Raw genomic sequence first — 19,452 nt, 5'->3', positions numbered from 1 at the left:
ATCACACGGCGGTGGCCAGCGTCAGGGCGAAGCGGTCGTCGGGGTCGGTCCAGGTGCGGGTCACCGCGTAGCCGGTGTCCTCCAGCGCCTCGGCCACGCCGTCGGGGCGGAACTTCGTGGAGATCTCGGTGCGCATCTCCTCCCCCTGGGCGAACTCGACGGTCAGGTCCAGCTCGGCGACCCGCACCGTCATCGCCCGCTGCGCCACCAGCCGCATCTCGATCCAGCTGTTCTCCGCGTCCCACAGCGCCCGGTGCCGGAACGCCTCGACGTCGAAGTCGGCGCGCAGCTCGCGGTTGAGCACGTGCAGCACGTTGCGGTTGAACTCCGCGGTCACGCCCGCCGCGTCGTCGTAGGCGGGCACCATCACCGACTCCTCGACGACCAGACCGGTGCCCAGCAGCAGCTGCTCCCCCGGCTCCAGCACCCCGCGCAGCTGCCGGAGGAAGGCGTAGCGCTCGTCGCGGGTGAGGTTGCCGATCGTGCCCCCGAGGAACGCGACCATCCGCCGCCCCCCGCGCGGGAGCCGGTCGAGGTGCTGGGTGAAGTCCCCGACGACCCCGTGCAGCTCCAGGTCCGGGTACTCCACGGCGAGCGCGTCCATCGCCAGGCGCAGCGCCGACTCGCTGACGTCCTGGGGCACGTACCGGCGCAGCGTCCCGGTGCGCCCGAACGCGTCGAGCAGCAGCCGCGTCTTCGACGACGACCCCGACCCCAGCTCGACGAGCGTCTGCGCCCCGGAGGCCGCCGCGATCTCGTCGACGCTCTGCGCGAGCAGCGCCGCCTCCGTGCGGGTCGGGTAGTACTCGGGGAGCTCGGTGATGTCCTCGAACAGCGCGCTGCCGCGGGCGTCGTAGAACCACTTGGGCGGCAGCGACTTGGGTACGGCGGTCAGGCCGGCGGCGGCGTCGGCGCGCAGGGCGCGGTCGGCGTCGCCGTCGGTGAGGTGGACGTCGAGCAGGGCGTTCATCGGACTCCCGTTGTCGTCAGAAGCGGATCCAGGCGGTGCCGGCCCGGGCGGGCCACCACCAGGTGCCGGTCGGGCACCTCGGTCCAGGAGGGGTGGTCGTCGAGCGGTTCGGACGCGACGAGCGCCGATCCGTCGTCGACCCGCAGCGACAGCGCGTGGTCCCAGGCGGTGGCCCAGACCGTCGCGCCGTCGGTGAGCAGGAGGTTGAGCCGCGACCCCGGCGCCGCCGCGCCGACCGCGGTGACGGTGCCGGCGAGCACGGCGGCCGGGTCCTCGCCCGCGCGCAGCCGGCGCCGGACCAGGGCCCACAGCAGGGCGGCGTCGGTCGGGGCGTCGAGGGTGAGCAGGTCGGTGACCGGCAGCTCGCCGGCCAGCGCGGCCACGGCGTCCGGCCAGCCCGCGACGCGGCCGTTGTGGCTGAACAGCCACGGCCCGTCGACGAAGGGGGCGTTGGCGCTCGGCGTGACCGGCATCCCCGTGGTGGCCGAGCGGACCGCGGCGAGCAGTGCCCCGGTCCGGGTGGCTGCGGCGAGGGCCGCGAACGAGTCGTCGGCCCAGATCGGCACCGACGTGCGGTAGCGCAGGGCGGCACCGCCCGGCTCGGGGTACCAGCCCGCGCCGAACCCGTCGACGTTCACGGTGCCCCCGCCGCGCATGTCGGCAGGCGCGTAGGACTGGTGCCGCAGCGAGTGCGGGGCGTCGAGGACCAGCGACGACAGCGTCACCGGTGGCCCGACGTAGGCCAGATGTCGGCACACCCGGTCAGGCGCCCCGCTCGGCGGCGTCACGCGCTCCGGCGTCGCGCGCGCAGCGGAAGCCGGAGAAGATCTGCCGGCGGATCGGGTGGTCCCAGTTGCGGAACGTCGACCGCAGCGCCGACGGGTCGGTACCGAAGGAGCCGCCGCGCAGCATCCGGTAGTCGCCGCCGAAGAACACCTCGGAGTACTCCGGGTACGGGAACGTCTCGTAGCCCGGGTACGGGTGGAACCCGGTGTCGAGCCACTCCCACACGTCGCCGATGAGCTGGTGCACCCCCAGCGGCGACGCGCCCAGCGGGTACGCGCCGACGGGGGCGGGCTGCAGGTGGCGCTGGCCGAGGTTGGCGTGCCGGGGCGTCGGCTCGTCGTCGCCCCAGGGGTAGCGGCGGGTGCGGCCGGTGGCGGGGTCGTGGCGGGCCGCCTTCTCCCACTCCGCCTCGGTGGGCAGCCGCTTGCCGGCCCAGCGGGCGTACGCGGCGGCCTCGTGGAAGCAGACGTGCACCACCGGCTCGTCGGCGACGACCGGCGCGCGGACGCCGAACCGGTCGCGGAACCAGGCCCCGGACGCGTCGCGCTCCCAGAACTGCGGCGCGACCACCCCGGCGTCGACGCGGTGGCGCCAGCCGGCGTCGCTCCACCAGCGCGGGTCGTCGTAGCCGCCGGCGTCGACGAACTCGGCGTACTCCCCGTTCGTGACGGGCGCGGTGTCGATCCAGTACGCGCCGACGTCGACGGTGTGGGCGGGGCGCTCGTTGTCCAGCGCCCACGGCTCGACGGAGGTGCCCATCTCGAACGGCCCGGCCGGGACGTACACCTCGCGGGCCGGCAGCGCGGACCCCGGGGGCGGGGCGGGCGCGTGCAGGACCGGGGCGCCGGTGCGGAGCTGGTGGGTGGCGAGCATGGTCTCGTCGTGCTGCTGCTCGTGCTGCACGATCATCCCGAACGCGAACCCGTGCCGCTCCAGGCGGCGCCCGGTCAGCGGGCTGCGGCCCAGCGCGTCGAGGGCCTTGTCCCGGACCTCGGCGACGTAGGTCCGGGCCTCCGACGGCGTGAGCAGCGGCAGCTCGACGCGGCTCGCGCGGGAGTGCTGGAACGCGTCGTAGAGCCCGTCGATCTCGGGGCGCAGCGGCTCGCGGCCGCCGACGTCGCGGACCAGCCACAGCTCCTCCTGGCTGCCGATGTGCGCGAGGTCCCAGACCAGCGGCGACATCAGCGGGGAGTGCTGGGCGACGAGGTCGGCCTCGTCGACGGCGTCGGTGAGGGCGATGCTGCGGGCGCGGGAGGCGGCGAGCAGGTCGGCCACGCGGGTGCGCAGGGCCTCGGCGTCGCCGTCCTGGGTGGAGGTGGCGGTCATGCGGTCTCTCCTTCCGGGATCCCCGGTTCGAGACGGGGGGCGGTGACGGCGTCGAGGTCGCCGGCCACCGGGTCGTCGGCGGGGCACAGCCCGCGCAGGACGTGGCGCTCGGTCATGGTGGTGAGCGCGTCGAGCACCCACCGCGGCGCGCCCAGACCGGGTAGCCGGTCCAGCGCGAGGGTGAACACGCCGGCGGCCGCGCGGGCGAGCACGAGGTCGTCGAGGCCGTGGCGGGCCCCGGAGACCCAGCGGCCGCGGGCGGGCTCGCACAGCTCCAGCACCCGGTCGACGGTGGCCGGGTCGGCGAGCACCGCGGCCAGGACGGCGGTGGGCAGCGCCCACCCGTCGCCGGGCTGGGCGTCGACGTAGCGGATCTCCAGGAACCCGTGCGGGCGGACCGGCGGGAACAGCGTGGAGACGTGGTAGTCGAGGTCGGCGGTGGTGGGCGGGGTGGGCAGCGCGCCGTTCACCCAGTCGCCGAAGGTGACGCCGCGGGGCACCGTCCACGTGCCCGCGCTCCGGACGCACAGCAGCGGGCTCGCCACGACGCGACGCGCCCACGCCGGTGCGGGATCGACGTCGGGGTCGGTGTCGTGCAGCGGCGGAGGGCCGGTGCGCGCCGGGTCGCAGGCCTGCCACGCCGCCCAGCGCGAGGACTTCCAGCCGGTGCGCCGCCCGTGCAGGACCGGCGAGTTGGCGAACGCGGCGAGCAGCACCGGCCCGACGGCGTGCACGGCCGCCCAGCGGCGGGCCGCGTCGGCGCCCTCCCCGGTGTCGACGCAGACCTGGACCGCGGCGGTCGAGCACATCGCGCTGCGGCCGTAGGGGCCGGTGCGGTCGAAGGACTGCTCCATCGCGCGGTAGCGCGGCACCTGCAGCAGGCGCACGGGAGGACGCAGCGAGTCGGCGGCCCGGGGGTGCGGCTGCAGGCCGCGGGCGGCGAGGCGGCCCAGCAGGGCCGCGCTGTCGGTGCGGACCGCGCGCAGCAGGCCCGGGAGGTCGGGGAACGGCGGGCTGGCCAGCTCGGCCTGGCCGCCGGGCTCGACGGTGACGGAGGACCCGGCCGGGAGCGGGCGGGCCGGTGACGCGGGATCGAGGGTCGTGGGGGCGTGCGGGCCGAGTGCGGCCACGAGCGTGTCGACGTCGAGGGGGCCGTCCGGCACCGCCCGGCGGTGCAGCAGCCACTCCAGCTCGACGCCGATCAGCCGCGGCGGCCCGTGCTTGAAGCAGACCGACGCGACGTAGGCCTCGGCGTCGGCGCAGTCGCGCAGCACCGACGGACCCGGATCCGGACGAACCGGATCTGCTTCCCTCGCCTCGTCGATCCCCGAGGACACGTCCTGACTCACGCGGAACGACGCTACCCGCGCGCCGGGCCGCGCGCAGGGGTGCTGCGGCGAACGAACTCGTGACATCCTTCCCAAGCCGTACGTACGTCTGGGTGGCTATCCTGGTGCGATGCCCCGCGTCAGCACCGACCAGCTCGCGGCGCGGCGCCAGGAGATCCTCGACGGGGCCCGCACCTGCTTCGCGCGGCACGGCTACGAGGGCGCCACCGTCCGGCGGCTGGAGCAGTCCACCGGCCTGTCCCGCGGCGCGATCTTCCACTACTTCCGCGACAAGGACGCCCTGTTCCTGGCGCTGGCCGAGCAGGACGCCGAGCGGATGGCCGACGTCGTCGCCGCCGACGGCCTGGTGCAGGTCATGCGCAACCTCCTGGCCGATCCCGTCGACGAGCGCAGCTGGCTGGGCACCCGGCTGGAGGTGTCGCGGCGGCTGCGCACCGAGCCGGAGTTCCGCGAGCGCTGGAGCGCGCACTCCGCGGCGCTGACCCGCGCCACCCGCGCCCGCCTGGAGCGCCAGGCCCGGGCCGGGGCGGTGCGCGACGACGTGCCCGTCGCGGTGCTCGCGCAGTACCTCGAGCTGGTGATGGAAGGGCTGGTGTCGCACCTCGCGATGGGCCTGTCCGCCGACGACCTCGGCCCGGTGCTCGACCTGGTGGAGACCGCGGTCCGGAGATAGAGCCCGTGCGCGGGAACGGCGGCCCTGGCCGCCGTTCCCGCGCACGACCCCTCAGCGGACCAGGTGCTCCTCGCTGTGCCGCACGGTGCAGCCGTCGATGCCGCACTCGATCCCGTCGTGCGGCGGGTCCGGGTCGGGCTGCTGCGCGAACTGGGTCCGGTGCAGCACCGCGTACCGGCCGCCCGCGGCGATCAGCTCCTCGTGCGTGCCGCTCTCCACGACCCTCCCGTGCTCGACGACCGCGATCGTGTCGGCGCGGCGCACCGTCGACAGGCGGTGGGCGATGACGATCGCCGTGCGCCCGGACAGGGCCTCCACCAGCGCCTCCTGCACCGCCGACTCCGACTCCGAGTCCAGGTGCGCCGTCGCCTCGTCGAGGATCACCACGCGCGGGCGGGCCAGCAGCAGCCGCGCGATCGTCAGGCGCTGGCGCTCACCGCCGGAGAGCCGGTACCCGCGCTCCCCCACCACCGTGTCGAGCCCGTCGGGCAGGCTCTCGAACAGCTCGCCGAGCCGCGCGCGGCGCAGGGCCTCGACGATCTCGGCGTCGGTGGCGTCCGGCTTCGCGTAGCGCAGGTTCTCCGCGATCGAGGAGTGGAACAGGTGCCCGTCCTGGGTGACGACGCCGACCGCGCCGCGCAGGTCGGCGAAGGCCAGGTCGCGCACGTCGACGCCGGACAGCGTCACCGCCCCGGAGTCGACGTCGTAGAGGCGCGGCACGAGCGAGGCGATCGTCGACTTCCCCGCCCCCGACGACCCGACGAGCGCCAGCAGCTGCCCGGCGCCCACCTCCAGGTCGACGCCGTGCAGCACCTCCTCGCTGGGCCGCTGGTCCAGCACCGCGACCTCCTCCAGCGACGCGAGCGACACCTGCTCCGCGCTCGGGTAGCCGAACCGGACGTCGCGCAGGGCGACGGAGACCGGGCCGTCCGGCAGCGGGAGCGGGTCGGGGCGCTCGCGGATCATCGGGTCGAGGTCGAGCACCTCGAAGACCCGCTCGAACGACACCAGCGCCGTCATGACGTCGACGCGGGCGTTGGCCAGTGCCGTCATCGGCGTGTAGAGGCGGGTGAGCAGCAGCGCGAGGGTGACGACCGTGCCCGGCTCGATCTGCCCGGTGACGGCCAGGTAGCCGCCGAGGCCGTAGACCAGGGCCTGGGCCAGCGCCGAGACGAGCGACAGCGCGGTGACGAACACGCGGGAGACCATCGCGGTGCGCACCCCGATGTCGCGGACGCGCTCGGCCCGCTCGCCGAAGTCGGCGGCCTCCTCGTCGGGGCGGCCGAACAGCTTGACCAGCGTGGCCCCGGGCGCGGAGAACCGCTCGGTCATCTGGGAGCCCATGCCGGCGTTGAGGTCGGCGGACTCGCGGCGCAGGTCGGCGATGGTGCGCCCCATCCGCCGGGCCGGGAGCACGAAGATCGGCAGCAGCAGCAGGGCCAGCAGCGTGACCTGCCAGGCCAGCGTCAGCATCACCCCGAGCGCGAGGGCGAGCTGGATCGAGTTGGACAGCACCGTCGCCAGCGTCGAGGTGATCGCCGACTGCGCCCCGATGACGTCGTTGTTGAGCCGGCTGACCAGCGCCCCGGTGCGGGTCCGGGTGAAGAACGCCACCGGCATCGTCTGGACGTGGGTGTAGACGGCCTTGCGCAGGTCGACGATCAGGCCCTCGCCGATGCGGGAGGAGAACCACCGCGACGCCAGCCCGGTGACCGCCTCGAGGATCGCCAGTCCCGCGATGCCCGCCGCCAGCGCGACGACGGTCGCGGCGGCCGCCGACGCCGTGCCGCCCCCGACGATCGCGTTGACGACCTGCCCCGCGAGCACCGGCGTCGCGACGCCGATGGTCGCCATCACGACGGTGAGCAGCAGGAACGCCAGCAGCCAGCCGCGGTAGGGGGCGGCGAAGCGCCAGATCCGCGGGATCGTCCCGGGTGCGACCGACCGCGGCGCGTCCACCCCGGCCGCCACCTTGCTCATCATCCCGACGGGCCGTTCCACGGGCACCACCTCCACCTACACGGTTGCGTCGGACAACGCCGTGCGGCGCCCGCCTACTCCCCCATCCTCCGTACCCCGGCCGCGACGCGCGACCGCGCCCGGCGGGTCGGCCGTTCAGAGGTACTCGGCGCCGGTGTGGTGCCCGGGTTCCGGGCCGGCGAAGGGCACGAAGCGCAACCGCACCCGACCGCCCCCGGCGACGACGTCCCCGGCGGGGCCGGGGCGGCCCGGCCCGTCGTCGTCGCGCGCGTCCGCACGGGTCGCCGTGACGATGCCCGCCGCGTTGACCAGGTCGAGCTGGGCGAGCAGCCGGACCAGCGCCGCCGGCGCGTCACCGGGATCCTCCGCGGTCTGGACCAGCGTGCGGTGGGCCATCGTCACCGTCCACCCGTCCCGGGTGCCGCTGCCGAGCGGCCCGGCCAGCACCACGTCGAGCAGCCACCGCGAGGGCTTGCCGCTCAGCGCGGGCGTGGTGTGGGCGTCGACGCCCACCACCTGGTCGGCCCGCACCAACCCGTCCGACTGGGTCTGCACCCACACGTTCGTCAGGCTCACCGCACCCTCCCCACCGCTCGGGCCGACGACGGACCGCCATCGGCGACTGCGACAACTCTACCTCTTGCGCCGGAGCAAATCTGCATCTATGGTTGCAGATATCCGGAGCGGACCCGAGTCACCCCAGGGACCGCCCGGAGCATCGCCTCCTGATGTCGACCGAGAGAGGAGTGGCCTGCGATGCTGATGCGCACCGACCCGTTCCGCGAGATGGACCGGCTGACCCAGCAGGTGTTCGGCAACGCGCCCGGGACCTGGAGCCGTCCCAGCGCGATGCCGATGGACGCCTACCGCGCCGGGGACGAGTTCGTCGTCTCCTTCGACCTGCCCGGCGTGTCCCCCGACGCGATCGAGCTCGACGTCGAGCGCAACGTGCTGACCGTCAAGGCCGAGCGGCGGCCCGCCGCGTCCGGTGAGCACGTCGAGATGCAGGTGGCCGAACGGCCGCTCGGGGTGTTCTCCCGGCAGTTGTTCCTGGGCGACACCCTCGACACCGAGCACATCGACGCCGCCTACGACGCCGGCGTGCTGACCCTGCGGATCCCGATCGCGGAGCGGGCCAAGCCCCGCCGGATCTCCATCGCCCACGCCGACGGCGGACGGCAGCAGATCGACGCCTGAGTCACCGGGTGGGCCGTGCACCGCGGACGCCGCGGTGCACGGCCCACCCGCGTGACCTGCTCCGGAACCTGCAGCGCGGGCTGTACAGTTGCTGCAGCGCGCTCCGCAGCACAGCGCGCTCGCCGACCGTCGGATCGGTGGGCGACACGTCCGGACAGCGGGCGGGAACGGGGTCTCGATGGGTGTCGGCCGGCTCGACGACGACGACTACCCCGCGGTCACCATGGGCCAGGCCGCGGAGCTGCTCGAGGTCCAACCGGCGTTCCTGCGCAGCCTCGACGCGGCCGGGGTGCTCACACCGCAGCGCTCCAGCGGCGGGCACCGCCGCTACTCCCGCCGCCAGCTCGAGCTCGCCGCCCGCCTGCGGAAGCTCTTCGACGAGGGCATGACCCTCGACGCCGCCGCCCGCATCGTGGGCCTGCAGGACGAGCTCGACACCGCGCGCGCCCGCATCGACGAGCTCGAGGCGCACCACGCCGCGCACCCCGGTCCCGACGCCGACCGCGGCCGGGCGGACGGCACCACCTGACGCAGGCCGGTGAGGCCGGTCGCCGGGGTCAGCCGGTGCCGGCGGCCAGCGAGCGGAGCCGGCGGATCTGGGCCGCGCGCTCGGCGGCGAGCGCGGCGGCGGGGTCCAGGCCGTCGGCGACGCCGGAGAGCAGGCGCAGGGTCTCCGCGGCGGCCTTCGGCGGGGCCGAGACCAGTGCGGTCGCGAGCTCGTCGACGGCGGCGTCGAGCTCATCGGCGGGCACCGAGCGCAGCGCGAGGCCGAGCGCGACGGACTCGACGGCCCCGACGCGGCGGCCGGTCAGGCAGATCTCGACGGCCCGGGCGTAGCCGACGGCCCGCACCAGCGGGTAGGTGCCCCCGAGGTCGGGCACGATGCCCAGCGCGGGCTCGGCCATGCAGAACTGCACGTCGTCGGCGACGATCCGCAGGTCGCAGGCCAGCGCGAGCTGGAACCCCCCGCCGATCGCGTGGCCCTGCACCGCGGCGACCGTGACCCGGGCCGGGTCGCGCAGCCAGGAGAACCCGGACTGGTACCCCGCGATCGTCAGGTCCGCCTCCTCCGGCGGCATCGTGCCCAGTGCGCTGATCCCGGGCTCGTCGGCCGAGGGCGTGAACAGGCTGCGGTCCAGACCGGCGGAGAACGCCCGGCCCTGTCCGCGCACGACGACCACCCGCACGTCGTCGGACAGCGACTCGCCGACCGCGGCCAGCGCGGCCCACGTGTGCGGGGTCTGGGAGTTGAGCGACTCGGGTCGGGACAGCGTGATGGTGGCCCGGGCGCCGTCGACGTCCAGGGTCAGTCCGCCGCGCTGGAGCAGGTCGGGTTCCGCGAGGGTCATGCCCGGCAGGCTACTGCTCCGTAACCCGCCCGCCCACGGGCTACTTCTTCTTGGTCCGGGTGGCTCCGCCGCGCCCGCGCAGCGTGACCCCGGTCTCCGACAGCACGCGGTGCACGAAGCCGTAGGAACGGCCGGTGGACTCCGCGAGCGCCCGGATGCTGGCGCCCTTCTCGTACTTCTTCTTCAGATCGCCTGCGAGCTTGTCGCGCTGGGTACCCGTGATACGGGCCCCCTTCTTCAGGTCGGGCATGACGCGCGCCTCCTCGTTAGCTCCCCGCGGATCCCCGCGAGGGATCTCGTCCGGCCCCCCGGTGCAGCAATGATCGTCCAGGTCAGAGGCCACGAGAAGGAGATCGACTCGATGATCGGTGAGCGGTTCGCCCGAATGGATCACGCGTACGGGTGATCATCTCTGCACGGGCGACACCGGGGCGTCACCCCGACGCCGCTCCCCCGTCACCCGGACGACGAGCGCGGCCGACGAGACGCCGGTCACACCGGCGTTCGGGTGGCGCGGCCGGGACCATGATCGCCCGATCAGGCCAACTGCACGAGCTCCAGGTACTCCGCCGACCAGAGGTCCTCGGTGCCGTCGGGCAGCACGATGACCTTGTCCGGGTGCAGCGCCTCCACCGCGCCCGGGTCGTGCGAGACCAGCACGACGGCGCCGGTGAAGCGGCGCAGGGCGTCGAGCACCTGGGCGCGGCTGGCCGGGTCGAGGTTGTTCGTGGGCTCGTCGAGCAGCAGGACGTTGGCCGCGCTGGACACCAGGCCGGCCAGCGCGAGGCGGGTCTTCTCACCGCCCGAGAGCGTGCCGGCGGGTTGCTGGAGCTGCTCCCCGGAGAACATGAACGTGCCGAGCACCGTGCGCAGCTGCTGCTCGGGGGTGTCGGGAGAGGCGTGCCGGATGTTCTCCCACACCGTGGCGTCGGGGTCGAGCGTCTCGTGCTCCTGCGCGAAGTAGCCGACGCGCAGCCCGTGGCCGGGACGCACGTCGCCCGCGTCGGCGCGCTCGGTGCCCGCGAGCAGCCGCAGCAGCGTGGTCTTGCCCGCGCCGTTGAGCCCGAGCACGACGACCTTGGCGCCGCGGTCGACCGCGAGGTCGACACCGGTGAACACCTCCAGCGACCCGAACGCCTTGCTCAGGCCCTCGGCGGTGAGCGGGGTCTTGCCGCACGGCGCCGGGTCCGGGAAGCGGATCTTGGCGACGCGGTCGTGCTGCTGCTCGGGCTCGAGGTTGGCCAGCAGCTCGTCGGCCCGGCGGGCCATGTTCTTCGCGGCCACGGCCTTGGTGGCCTTCGCGCCCATCTTCAGCGCCTGCGTGTGCAGCACCGACGCCTTCTTCTCGGCGTTGGCGCGCTCGCGGCGGCGGCGCTTCTCGTCGGTGGCGCGCGCCTCCTGGTACCGCTTCCAGTTCATGTTGTAGACGTCGACCTCGCCGCGGGTGGCGTCGAGGAACCACACCTTGTTGACGACGTCGGCGAGCAGGTCGGTGTCGTGGCTGATGACGACGAGCCCGCCGTCGTGGTTCTGCAGGAACGAGCGCAGCCACGTGATCGAGTCGGCGTCGAGGTGGTTGGTGGGCTCGTCGAGCAGCAGCGTGGTGTTGCTCGACGCGCCGCCGTCGGTGGCCGAGAACAGGATCCGCGCGAGCTCCACCCGGCGGCGCTGGCCACCGGAGAGCGTGGCGATCTGCTGGCCGAGGATGCGGTCGGGCAGGCCCAGGTGGGCGCAGATCCGGGCGGCGTCGCTCTCCGCGGCGTACCCGCCGAGCGCGGAGAAGCGCTCCTCGATGCGGCCGTAGTCGCGCACGGCCTTGTCGTTGGCGTCGCCGTCGACCAGCTCGGCCATCGCGTTCCGCGCCTTCTCCATCTCGCGCAGCATCACGTCGAGGCCCTTGGCCGACAGGACGCGGTCCTTGGCCGTGACCCGCAGGTCGCCCTCGCGGGGGTCCTGGGGCAGGTAGCCGACGGGGCTGTTGGCGTGGACGCCGCCGCCGTAGGGCTCGCCCTCGTTGGCCAGCACGCGCATCGAGGTGGTCTTGCCGGCGCCGTTGCGCCCGACCAGCCCGATCCGGTCGCCGGGCTGCACGCGCAGCGTGGCCCCGGACAACAGGATGCGGGACCCGGCACGCAGTTCCAGGTCGGTGGCGGTGATCACGAGAGGACTCCAGGGTTCGGGGGACGTGGGCCGAGACGGCCGCTACCCGATCCGGATCACGCCGACCAGAGTACCGGCCGGTGCACCGGGATTCCCGACGTAGGGTCGGCGCATGACTGATCTCACCGGCCGCACCGCCCTCGTCACCGGCGCCAGCCGCGGAATCGGCTACGCCATCGCCGCCGAGCTCCTCACCCGTGGCGCCTCGGTGACCATCACCGCCCGCAAGCCCGACGAACTCGACGCCGCCGCGGCCACGCTCGCCGCCGACCACGCGGGCGGCGACGCCGGGCGCGTGCTGGCGATCGCCGCGAACGCGGGCTCCGCTGAGTCGCGGGAGGAGTCGGTGACGCGGACGGTCGAGCGGTTCGGCAGCCTCGACATCCTCATCAACAACACCGGCATCAACCCCACCTACGGCTTCCTCATGGACGCCGACCTCGCCGCGGTCAGCAAGACCTTCGACACCAACGTCGTCGCCACACTGGGCTACGTGCAGCTCGCCTACCGCGCCTGGATGGGCGAGCACGGCGGCACGATCGTCAACATCGCCTCGGTCGCGGGCCTGCGCTCCAACGGGGTCATCCCGGCCTACGGCGCGTCGAAGGCCGCCCTGATCCGGCTCACCGAGGAGCTGGCCTGGCAGCTGGGCCCGTCGATCCGGGTCAACGCGGTGGCCCCCGCCGTCGTCAAGACGAAGTTCGCCGCCGCGCTCTACTCCGAGGGCGAGGAGAAGGCTAGCGCGCCGTACCCGCTCAAGCGCCTGGGCGAGCCCGAGGACATCGCGAACGTCGTCGGCTTCCTGGTCTCCGACGCCGCGGGCTGGATGACGGGCGAGACCGTCCGCGTCGACGGCGGGATCCTCGCGACGGGCAGCCTCGGCGCGGTCTGACCCGCCCGCGTCCCCCGGACCCGCGTCAGAGGACCGCGGCGTCGGTCCAGATCCGGCCGGTGCGGCCGGTGAGCACGTCGAGCAGGGCGCCGGCCTGGCCGTCGGTCAGGCTGGCGGTGTAGTCGATCACCGCGCGGCCGCGGGCCTGCTCCAGCGGCGCGCCCTGGCTGCGGGCGAGCTCGGCGAGGTCGTGCAGCCGGGCCGGGAGCCGGGGCGCGTCGTCGTCGGCGAGCCAGTCGGCCAGCGCCCCCACCAGCCCGGTCAGCACGGTGCCCTGCCCCCGCTGGTAGGACGCGAGGTCGGCGCGGCCGAGCACGAACCGCTGGTGGACGAACTTCAGCACCGCCACCTCGTGCCACTGCGGCCCGGCGAGCGCGACGGGCCCGGACCGCACCGGCGGGTCGGGGTCGCGGACCACACCGCCGGCGAGGCGGGCCGTCCAGCGGGCGGAGAACTCCGCCACCGCCCGCTCCGCGGCCATCGAGCCGTCGAAGGCGACCCCGAGCAGGCCGTCGACCAGCTCGTCGCGGACGCGGTCGACGGCTGCGGCGAACAGGTCGTCGTCGTAGGCCCAGGCGTCCTTGTCGGCCAGCCGCCGCCGCATCGCCTCCAGCCCGGCCCCGGGCCCCGACGTGCCCGCGTTGCGCCGCCACCCGGCCAGCTCGGCCGCGACCCCGGCCTGCTGCAGCACCCCGACGCGGTGGAAGTCCTCCAGGTCGTGGATGGCGTAGGCGACGTCGTCGGCGGTGTCCATCACCGCGGCCTCGACGGTCTGGCGCCACGGGCCGGTGCCGGGGAACGCGGCACGGGCGGAGCGCAGGTCGTCGAGCTCGGTCTCGTAGCAGGAGAACTTCGCCGACCCGGCCTCCGGCTCCCCCGGCAGCGGGCCGCCCCCGCGCGGAGGCACCGCGGCCCGGCTGGGGTGCGGGTCGGGGTACCCGCGCCGGGTCCACGGGTACTTGAGGATCGCGGCGCGGACGGCGGCGGTGAGGTCCAGGCCGGTGCCCGTCGGGCCGTGCAGGTCGATCGTGGTGACGATCCGGAAGCTCTGCGCGTTGCCCTCGAAGCCGTCGGGCAGCCCGAGGCGCTCGCGGGCCAGGCGGTCGAGGACCTGCTCGCCCTGGTGCCCGAACGGCGGGTGCCCGAGGTCGTGCGCGAGCGCCGCGGCCTCGACGACGTCGGGGTCGCAGTCCGGGACCCGTTCCGCGATCGCCCGGGCCACCTGCGCCACCTGCAGCGAGTGGGTCAGCCGGTTGTGCACGACCAGGCCCGTCCCGGTCGGGCTGACGACCTGGGTGACGCCGGCCAGGCGCGCGAAGAACGGCGAGGCGACGATCCGGTCGCGGTCGACGCGGAACGGGCCCGCGGCCAGCCCCGCCCCGGACTCCCCCGGCCCGGAGCGCCGGGCGGTGCGGGCGGTGCTGGTCGGGTCGCTCACGGGCCAGACGCTAGCGCCCGGCCGGTGGCCGCGTGCCGCGGCCGGGGACCGGGTAGAACTGCGCCATGACCGCCGTCGACGACGTCCTGGTCGTCGGGGGCGGACCGGCGGGCCGGGCCCTGGCCGCGGAGTGCGGCGCCCTGGGCCTGCGCACGACGCTGCTCGACCCCGCGCCCGGCCGCGCCTGGCCCGCCACCTACGGCGTCTGGGACGACGAGCTCCCCGACCTCCCGGACGGCGTGGTGGCGGCCCGGGCCGAGGGCCGGGCGATCGCGCTCACCGCGCACCGGCTCGACCGCACCTACGCCGTCCTCGACGTCGCGGCCCTGCGCGCCCACCTCGACGACCGGATGGCCCGCGGCGGCGTACGGGTCGTCACCGGACGCGCAATCGCCGCCCCGGGACCGGGCACCGCGGTGCTGGCCGACGGCACCGCGCTGCGGGCCGGGATCGTCGTCGACGCCGGGGGGCGCGCCCAGCCGCTGCGGGCCGGTCGCGACCGCACCCGGGTGCCGGCCGAGCAGACCGCCTACGGCCTCGTCGTCGACGAGGCTCTCGCCGTCCCGCTCGTCGCGCCCGGCGAGGCCCTGTTCATGGACTGGCGCCCCGACCACGGCGAGACCGGCTGGCCGACGTTCCTCTACGCGATCCCGCTGGGCGGGGGCCGGGTGCTGCTGGAGGAGACCTCGCTGGCCCGCCGCCCCGGCCTGCCGCTGCCGGTCCTGCGCCGGCGCCTGCTCGCCCGGCTGCACCGCCACGGGATCGTGCCCCCGCCGGACGCGGAGACGGAGAAGGTCTCCTTCCCGCTCGACCGGCCCCGGCACCGGGCGGCCCACGCCCTGGGCTTCGGCGCCGCGGCCCCGCTGGTGCACCCGGCCAGCGGCTACAGCCTCGCCCCGGCGCTCGGGCTGGCCCCGGCGGTGGCCGCCGCGATCGCCCGCCACCCGGACGCCGCGCTCGCGTCCGCCCGGGCCACCGTCTGGCCGCCCGCCGCCCGGGTGGTCCACCACGTCCGGGGCATCGGGCTGGAGGCCCTGTTGCGGATGCCCGACCCGGAGGTCGCCGGCTTCTTCGAGGTCTTCTTCTCGCTGCCCGACCGGCACCGCCGGGCCTACCTCTCCGGCCGTGACGACCTGCGCGGCACGCTCACGACGATGACCGCGCTCTTCGGGGCCGCCGACGCGCGGCTGCGCCGCAGGCTCGTCGGACCCGCGTTCCGGCCCCGGCTCGCCGACAACGGGACTGCCCCGATCGGGTGAGGGGCCGGTGCGGCAACCGAGTGCTACCGGGAGTAACCTGACGTCCCCCAAGACGGAGGCCCCCATGTCCGCGTACCGCACCATCGTCGTCGGCACCGACGGTTCCGACACCTCCCTCGCCGCGGTCGACCGTGCCGCGTCGGTGGCCGCCGACAGCAGCGCCGAGCTCGTCATCGTCTGCGCCTACACCCCGGCCGGGCGCGACGACACCGCGGGCGCCGAGGACACCCTCAAGGACGAGGCCTACCTCGTCGTCGGCTGGACCCCGGCCGAGGAGACGCTGCGCACCGCCGAGGAGCGCGCGGTCGCCGCGGGTGCCCAGAAGGTCCGCACCGTCGCGGCCGACGGCAACCCGGTCGACGTCCTGCGCCGGGCCGCCGAGGACGCGAACGCCGACCTCCTCGTCGTCGGCAACCGCGGGCTCAACACGCTCTCGGGCCGCATCCTCGGCTCGGTGCCCTCGGACGTCGCGCGCCGCTCGGGCGTCGACGTGCTGATCGTCCACACCACCTGAGCGGAGCCGGGCGATCAAGCGCGGGAGCCGCTTCCTCGCCGGCGTCGGACGGCTGTTCAACGGGGCGGTCGTACGCCACCTGGCGGGCGACGCCCCGCTCGACGAGGCCGTCGAGGAGATCGTCCTCGGCGCGCCCCGGCGCTACACCCGCGCCGGGCTGAGCGAGGCCGCCGACTTCGACCTCGACGAGGGCCGCAGGCTGTGGCGCTCGCTCGGGTTCGCCGAGGTGGGCGACGACGAGGTGCTGTTCACCGACCAGGACGTCGCCGCGGTGCGGCTGATGGCCGGGCTCACCGAGGCGGGCGTGCTGGAGCCGGAGGTGCGCGAGGCCGTCGCGCGGGCGGTGGCGCAGTCGATGTCACGGCTGGCCGAGTGGCAGGTCGGGATGCTGCGCCGGCTGCTGGAGGGGCACGGCGACGAGCTGACGCCGGTGGAGTCGCTGCAGGTCGCCGCGGCCGTCATCCCGGCGCTGGAGCAGCTGCAGAGCTACGTCTGGCGCCGGCACCTCGCCGCCACCGTGCACCGCATGATGGCCCCGGCCGCCGGCGCCGGGGGCGACACGTGGCCGCTGGTCGTCGGGTTCGCGGACATGGTCGGGTTCACCCGCACCACGCGCAGGCGCTCGCCCGAGGAGCTCTCGGAGATGATCGAGCGGTTCGGCTCATCGACGACCGAGGTGATCGCCGACGGGCGCGGCCGGATCGTCAAGACCGTCGGCGACGAGGTGCTGTTCGTCGCCGACGACGCCCCCGCCGCGGCGGGGATCGCGCTGGCGCTGCAGGAGCGGGTCCGCGCCGAGGACGTCCTCCCCCAGCTCCGCATCGGGCTCGCCGCCGGGGACGTGCTCACCCGCTACGGCGACGTGTACGGCGAGGTCGTCAACATCGCCTCGCGCCTGACCACCCACGCCCGCCCGGACACCGTCCTCGTCGACGACGTCGTCGCCGCCGCGCTCGCCGACGACGACCGGTTCCGCGTGCGGGCGCTGCGGCCGGTGTCGGTGCGCGGCTACCGCAGCCTGCACCCGTGGCTCCTCGAGCGGCCCTGACGTCGTGCGGATCCGACCTCGGGGGACCTGACCTCGGGCGCCCCTTGACCTCGACCCGGGTGCAGCCTGCACGATCGCGGCCATGAGCGACCGCTACTTCGCCCGCATCGGGCTCACCGCCCCCGAGCGGCCCGATCTCGCGGGCCTCCGCGCGATCGTGGCCGCCCACACCCGCAGCATCCCGTTCGAGAACCTCGACCCGCTGACCGGGCGCGACGTCGACATCTCCCCCGCCGCCGTCGCCGCCAAGCTCGTCGACGGCGGCCGCGGCGGCTACTGCTTCGAGCACAACACCCTGCTCCGCTCCGTCCTCGACGGCCTCGGCTACGCCGTCACCGGGCTCGCGGCGCGGGTCCTGTGGGGCAGCGCCCCCGACGCCCCCCTCGGCCCGCTCACCCACATGCTGCTGCGCGTCGACCTGCCGGAGGGCCCGCACCTCGTCGACGTCGGGTTCGGCGGGCAGACCCTGACCGGCGTGCTCGCGCTCGTCCCGGACGCCACCCAGGAGACGCCGCACGAGCCGTTCCGGCTGGTCCGTGCCGGGGACGCAGACGGGGACGTCCACGTCATGCAGGCCCGCATCGGCGCGGAGTGGCGGCCGATGTACCGCTTCGCGCCGCGGGCCGCACCGGAGATCGACTTCGAGGTGGGCAACTGGTACGTCTCGCGCCATCCCCGCTCCGGCTTCGTCACCGGGCTGGCGGCGGGCCGCGCCGCGCCCGACCGGCGGTTCGCGCTCGGCGGCCGGGTCGGGGGCGGGGGCGCCGCCCTCTCGGTGCACCACCGCGGCGGTCCGAGCGAGCGCCACGAGCTGGGGTCACCGGCCGAGGTGCGGACGGTGCTGGAGCGCGACCTGCTGATCGACACCGCCGGGCTCCCGGACCTGGGGACCCACCTCGCCCGCCTCTGGTGAGCGGGGGGCTTCTGAATCGATCGTGAGGACACTCACCAGGCACGGGCTTGCGTCGAGGGGGTGGTCCGGTCGCACCATGGAGCGCGGCGCACGCGGTCGTGCGTCTCCTTCCGACCGCCCGCGACACCGCCGGGCCCGCGACGGCAACCGACGCCGTCCGCGCACCGCCCGGTCCGAGGTCCTCCCCCATGCCCGACGTCCTCACCCGCCTGCGCGCGCCCACGTCCGCCGTGGGTGCCGTCTTCGCCCTCGACGGCCTGCTGTTCGGCAGCTGGGCCGCCCGCATCCCCGACGTCACCGACCGGGTCGGTGCGACGCACGCGACCCTCGGCGTCGCCCTGCTGTGCCTGTCGTTCGGGGCGCTGGCCGGGATGCAGCCCGCCGGTGCCCTGTGCGCCCGGTTCGGCGCCGGCCGCGTCACGACGGCGGCGGCCGTCCTCGCCTCGCTCGCCGTCGCCCTCCCCGGGGCGGCCGGCTCGGTCCCGGTGCTCGGCGCCGCGCTGGTGGTGTTCGGCGCGGCGACGGGACTGCTCAACGTGGCCGTCAACAGCGCGGGGGTGCAGGTCGAGGCCGGGGCCGGGCGTCCGCTGCTGCCCGCCCTGCACGCCGCGTTCAGCCTCGGCGGGCTGGCCGGGGCGGCGGTCGGCGGACTGGTGTCCGGCTCGGTCGGCGTCGCGGCGCACCTCGCCGCCGTCGGCGTCGCGGGGCTCGCGGTCGCGGCCGGGACCGCCCCGGACCTGCGCCGCCTCGCCGACCCGGTCGCGGCGGACGCCGCCCCCGCCGGGCGTCCGGTGGGCCGCACCCGCGGGCTGGTCGTCCTGCTCGGCGTCATCGCGGGCTGCACCGCGTTCGGCGAGGGCGCGCTGACCGACTGGGGCGCCCTGCACCTCGCCGACACCCTCGGCGCGTCCGCCGGGGTCGCCGCCGCCGGGTACGCCGGGTTCTCCCTGGCCATGGCCACCGGGCGGCTCGCCGGCGGGCGGCTGCTGAGCCGGTTCGGGGAGACCCGCCTGCTCGGCGGCGGCGCGCTGCTCGCCGCGGCCGGGATGGCGCTGGCCCTGCTGACGTCGTCGGCCCCGGTCGCGCTCGCCGGGTTCGTGCTGGTCGGGCTGGGGTTCGCGAACCTGTTCCCGGTCACGATCGCCCGGGCGGGCGCGCTGGGCGGGTCCGGCGGGGTCGCGCTGGCCTCGACCGTCGGCTACAGCGGCCTGCTCGGCGGGCCGCCGGCGATCGGCTTCCTCGCCGAGCACTCCGGGCTGCCGGCCGCGCTGGCGACGGTGCCGGTGCTCGCCGTCGTCGCCGCGGTGCTCGCCGTGGTGGTGGCCGTCGAGCGTCCGCGCGTCGACGTCCGCGCCCCGCTCGCGCGGCTGGCGACGGCGGCGGCGCGGGACACCTCCGGTCCGCCGCGGCGGGGGCTCGGCGGAGGCGGGTTCCCCGCCCGTCCCGCGGTCCGGCACGGGGCGGCGCTGCTGCGCCGCCACGGCACCGACCTGCGCACCCTCACCGGGGACGCCGGGCCCGCCCTGCGCCCCTACCCCGGGCTGGAGGCGCTCGCCGCCTGAGCCCCGCACACGGGTCCGGACCCGCTGTGCGGGCGA

The 19,452-nt window shown here is 75.6% G+C and carries 19 protein-coding genes; 9 read left to right on the top strand and 10 right to left on the bottom strand.

Features of this window, described 5'->3' with window-relative positions:
- Position 1 precedes the first annotated feature (1 nt).
- Genes egtD through egtA form a run of 4 tightly spaced genes read right to left on the bottom strand, consistent with a single transcriptional unit; the run spans position 2 to position 4,431 of the window.
- Positions 2–970, bottom strand: a complete 969-nt coding sequence (gene egtD, locus H6H00_RS23195; RefSeq protein WP_185717817.1) for an L-histidine N(alpha)-methyltransferase — start codon at positions 968–970, stop codon at positions 2–4.
- Positions 967–1,728 (bottom strand): ergothioneine biosynthesis protein EgtC, encoded by a 762-nt coding sequence (gene egtC, locus H6H00_RS23190; protein ID WP_185717816.1) that lies wholly within the window; start codon positions 1,726–1,728, stop codon positions 967–969. The genes egtD and egtC overlap by 4 nt, the downstream gene beginning before the upstream one ends.
- Positions 1,729–1,732: 4 nt before the next feature.
- Positions 1,733–3,082: an ergothioneine biosynthesis protein EgtB gene (gene egtB / locus H6H00_RS23185; protein ID WP_185717815.1), complete on the bottom strand. Its 1,350-nt coding sequence runs from the start codon at positions 3,080–3,082 to the stop codon at positions 1,733–1,735.
- The gene (gene egtA, locus H6H00_RS23180) at positions 3,079–4,431 is read right to left on the bottom strand and encodes an ergothioneine biosynthesis glutamate--cysteine ligase EgtA (RefSeq protein ID WP_255425330.1); all 1,353 of its coding nucleotides are present in this window, start codon (positions 4,429–4,431) and stop codon (positions 3,079–3,081) included. The genes egtB and egtA overlap by 4 nt, the downstream gene beginning before the upstream one ends.
- A gap of 109 nt (positions 4,432–4,540) precedes the next feature.
- Here egtA and H6H00_RS23175 point away from each other — a divergent pair, with 109 nt between their 5' ends.
- The gene (locus tag H6H00_RS23175) at positions 4,541–5,104 is read left to right on the top strand and encodes a TetR/AcrR family transcriptional regulator (RefSeq protein ID WP_185717813.1); all 564 of its coding nucleotides are present in this window, start codon (positions 4,541–4,543) and stop codon (positions 5,102–5,104) included.
- A 51-nt stretch (positions 5,105–5,155) separates the two neighbouring features.
- Here H6H00_RS23175 and H6H00_RS23170 read toward each other — a convergent pair whose 3' ends face one another.
- Together H6H00_RS23170 and H6H00_RS23165 are read right to left on the bottom strand one after the other, a co-directional pair.
- The gene (locus H6H00_RS23170) at positions 5,156–7,084 is read right to left on the bottom strand and encodes an ABC transporter ATP-binding protein (RefSeq protein WP_379539997.1); all 1,929 of its coding nucleotides are present in this window, start codon (positions 7,082–7,084) and stop codon (positions 5,156–5,158) included.
- 135 nt (positions 7,085–7,219) lie between these two features.
- Positions 7,220–7,660, bottom strand: a complete 441-nt coding sequence (locus H6H00_RS23165; protein ID WP_185717812.1) for a hypothetical protein — start codon at positions 7,658–7,660, stop codon at positions 7,220–7,222.
- A gap of 180 nt (positions 7,661–7,840) precedes the next feature.
- Here H6H00_RS23165 and H6H00_RS23160 point away from each other — a divergent pair, with 180 nt between their 5' ends.
- Together H6H00_RS23160 and H6H00_RS23155 are read left to right on the top strand one after the other, a co-directional pair.
- Positions 7,841–8,281 carry an Hsp20/alpha crystallin family protein gene (locus H6H00_RS23160; RefSeq protein WP_185717811.1) on the top strand — a complete coding sequence of 147 codons (441 nt, stop codon included), beginning with the start codon at positions 7,841–7,843 and terminating at the stop codon, positions 8,279–8,281.
- Positions 8,282–8,459: 178 nt separating this feature from the next.
- Positions 8,460–8,810 carry a MerR family transcriptional regulator gene (locus H6H00_RS23155; RefSeq protein WP_185717810.1) on the top strand — a complete coding sequence of 117 codons (351 nt, stop codon included), beginning with the start codon at positions 8,460–8,462 and terminating at the stop codon, positions 8,808–8,810.
- Positions 8,811–8,838: 28 nt separating this feature from the next.
- Here the strand turns inward: H6H00_RS23155 and H6H00_RS23150 are convergent, their stop codons facing one another.
- The 3 genes from H6H00_RS23150 to H6H00_RS23140 form a co-directional block, all read right to left on the bottom strand.
- A complete protein-coding gene (locus H6H00_RS23150; protein ID WP_185717809.1) occupies positions 8,839–9,630 on the bottom strand; it encodes an enoyl-CoA hydratase/isomerase family protein in 792 nt (263 codons plus the stop codon).
- Between the two features lie 40 nt (positions 9,631–9,670).
- Complete coding sequence (locus H6H00_RS23145; RefSeq protein WP_141276274.1) at positions 9,671–9,880, bottom strand: helix-turn-helix domain-containing protein; 210 nt, start codon at positions 9,878–9,880, stop codon at positions 9,671–9,673.
- A 287-nt stretch (positions 9,881–10,167) separates the two neighbouring features.
- Positions 10,168–11,790 (bottom strand): ABC-F family ATP-binding cassette domain-containing protein, encoded by a 1,623-nt coding sequence (locus tag H6H00_RS23140; RefSeq protein ID WP_185717808.1) that lies wholly within the window; start codon positions 11,788–11,790, stop codon positions 10,168–10,170.
- A gap of 112 nt (positions 11,791–11,902) precedes the next feature.
- Between H6H00_RS23140 and H6H00_RS23135 the strand changes: the two genes are divergently transcribed.
- Positions 11,903–12,682, top strand: coding sequence for an SDR family oxidoreductase (locus tag H6H00_RS23135; RefSeq protein WP_185717807.1), 780 nt, complete (start codon positions 11,903–11,905; stop codon positions 12,680–12,682).
- Positions 12,683–12,707: 25 nt separating this feature from the next.
- On the opposite strand, the gene H6H00_RS23130 is transcribed toward H6H00_RS23135, so the two are convergent.
- Entirely contained in the window at positions 12,708–14,120 is a 1,413-nt protein-coding gene (locus H6H00_RS23130; RefSeq protein WP_185717806.1) for a deoxyguanosinetriphosphate triphosphohydrolase family protein, read from the bottom strand.
- Between the two features lie 65 nt (positions 14,121–14,185).
- Between H6H00_RS23130 and H6H00_RS23125 the strand changes: the two genes are divergently transcribed.
- The 5 genes from H6H00_RS23125 (at position 14,186) to H6H00_RS23105 (ending at position 19,416) form a co-directional block, all read left to right on the top strand.
- The gene (locus H6H00_RS23125) at positions 14,186–15,379 is read left to right on the top strand and encodes a lycopene cyclase family protein (RefSeq protein ID WP_185717805.1); all 1,194 of its coding nucleotides are present in this window, start codon (positions 14,186–14,188) and stop codon (positions 15,377–15,379) included.
- Between the two features lie 64 nt (positions 15,380–15,443).
- Entirely contained in the window at positions 15,444–15,893 is a 450-nt protein-coding gene (locus H6H00_RS23120; RefSeq protein WP_185717804.1) for a universal stress protein, read from the top strand.
- Between the two features lie 226 nt (positions 15,894–16,119).
- Positions 16,120–16,941 carry an adenylate/guanylate cyclase domain-containing protein gene (locus H6H00_RS23115; protein ID WP_255425329.1) on the top strand — a complete coding sequence of 274 codons (822 nt, stop codon included), beginning with the start codon at positions 16,120–16,122 and terminating at the stop codon, positions 16,939–16,941.
- Between the two features lie 82 nt (positions 16,942–17,023).
- A complete protein-coding gene (locus tag H6H00_RS23110) occupies positions 17,024–17,854 on the top strand; it encodes an arylamine N-acetyltransferase family protein (RefSeq protein WP_185717803.1) in 831 nt (276 codons plus the stop codon).
- Between the two features lie 188 nt (positions 17,855–18,042).
- Positions 18,043–19,416 (top strand): MFS transporter, encoded by a 1,374-nt coding sequence (locus H6H00_RS23105; protein ID WP_185717802.1) that lies wholly within the window; start codon positions 18,043–18,045, stop codon positions 19,414–19,416.
- Positions 19,417–19,452 lie beyond the last annotated feature (36 nt).

It is taken from the genome of Pseudonocardia petroleophila (assembly GCF_014235185.1).
Taxonomy (GTDB): Bacteria; Actinomycetota; Actinomycetes; order Mycobacteriales; family Pseudonocardiaceae; genus Pseudonocardia; species Pseudonocardia petroleophila.
This window is presented reverse-complemented; position numbering and strand designations above follow the sequence as displayed.

Excerpts from the sequence above, each read along its gene's own strand:
- egtD (WP_185717817.1), bottom strand. The coding sequence starts at position 970 with ATGAACGCCCTGCTCGACGTCCACCTCACCGACGGCGACGCCGACCGC.
- egtB (WP_185717815.1), bottom strand. The coding sequence starts at position 3,082 with ATGACCGCCACCTCCACCCAGGACGGCGACGCCGAGGCCCTGCGCACC.
- H6H00_RS23175 (WP_185717813.1), top strand. The coding sequence starts at position 4,541 with ATGCCCCGCGTCAGCACCGACCAGCTCGCGGCGCGGCGCCAGGAGATC.
- H6H00_RS23170 (WP_379539997.1), bottom strand. The coding sequence starts at position 7,084 with ATGAGCAAGGTGGCGGCCGGGGTGGACGCGCCGCGGTCGGTCGCACCC.
- H6H00_RS23160 (WP_185717811.1), top strand. The coding sequence starts at position 7,841 with ATGCTGATGCGCACCGACCCGTTCCGCGAGATGGACCGGCTGACCCAG.
- H6H00_RS23155 (WP_185717810.1), top strand. The coding sequence starts at position 8,460 with ATGGGTGTCGGCCGGCTCGACGACGACGACTACCCCGCGGTCACCATG.
- H6H00_RS23150 (WP_185717809.1), bottom strand. The coding sequence starts at position 9,630 with ATGACCCTCGCGGAACCCGACCTGCTCCAGCGCGGCGGACTGACCCTG.
- H6H00_RS23145 (WP_141276274.1), bottom strand. The coding sequence starts at position 9,880 with ATGCCCGACCTGAAGAAGGGGGCCCGTATCACGGGTACCCAGCGCGAC.
- H6H00_RS23135 (WP_185717807.1), top strand. The coding sequence starts at position 11,903 with ATGACTGATCTCACCGGCCGCACCGCCCTCGTCACCGGCGCCAGCCGC.
- H6H00_RS23125 (WP_185717805.1), top strand. The coding sequence starts at position 14,186 with ATGACCGCCGTCGACGACGTCCTGGTCGTCGGGGGCGGACCGGCGGGC.
- H6H00_RS23120 (WP_185717804.1), top strand. The coding sequence starts at position 15,444 with ATGTCCGCGTACCGCACCATCGTCGTCGGCACCGACGGTTCCGACACC.
- H6H00_RS23110 (WP_185717803.1), top strand. The coding sequence starts at position 17,024 with ATGAGCGACCGCTACTTCGCCCGCATCGGGCTCACCGCCCCCGAGCGG.
- H6H00_RS23105 (WP_185717802.1), top strand. The coding sequence starts at position 18,043 with ATGCCCGACGTCCTCACCCGCCTGCGCGCGCCCACGTCCGCCGTGGGT.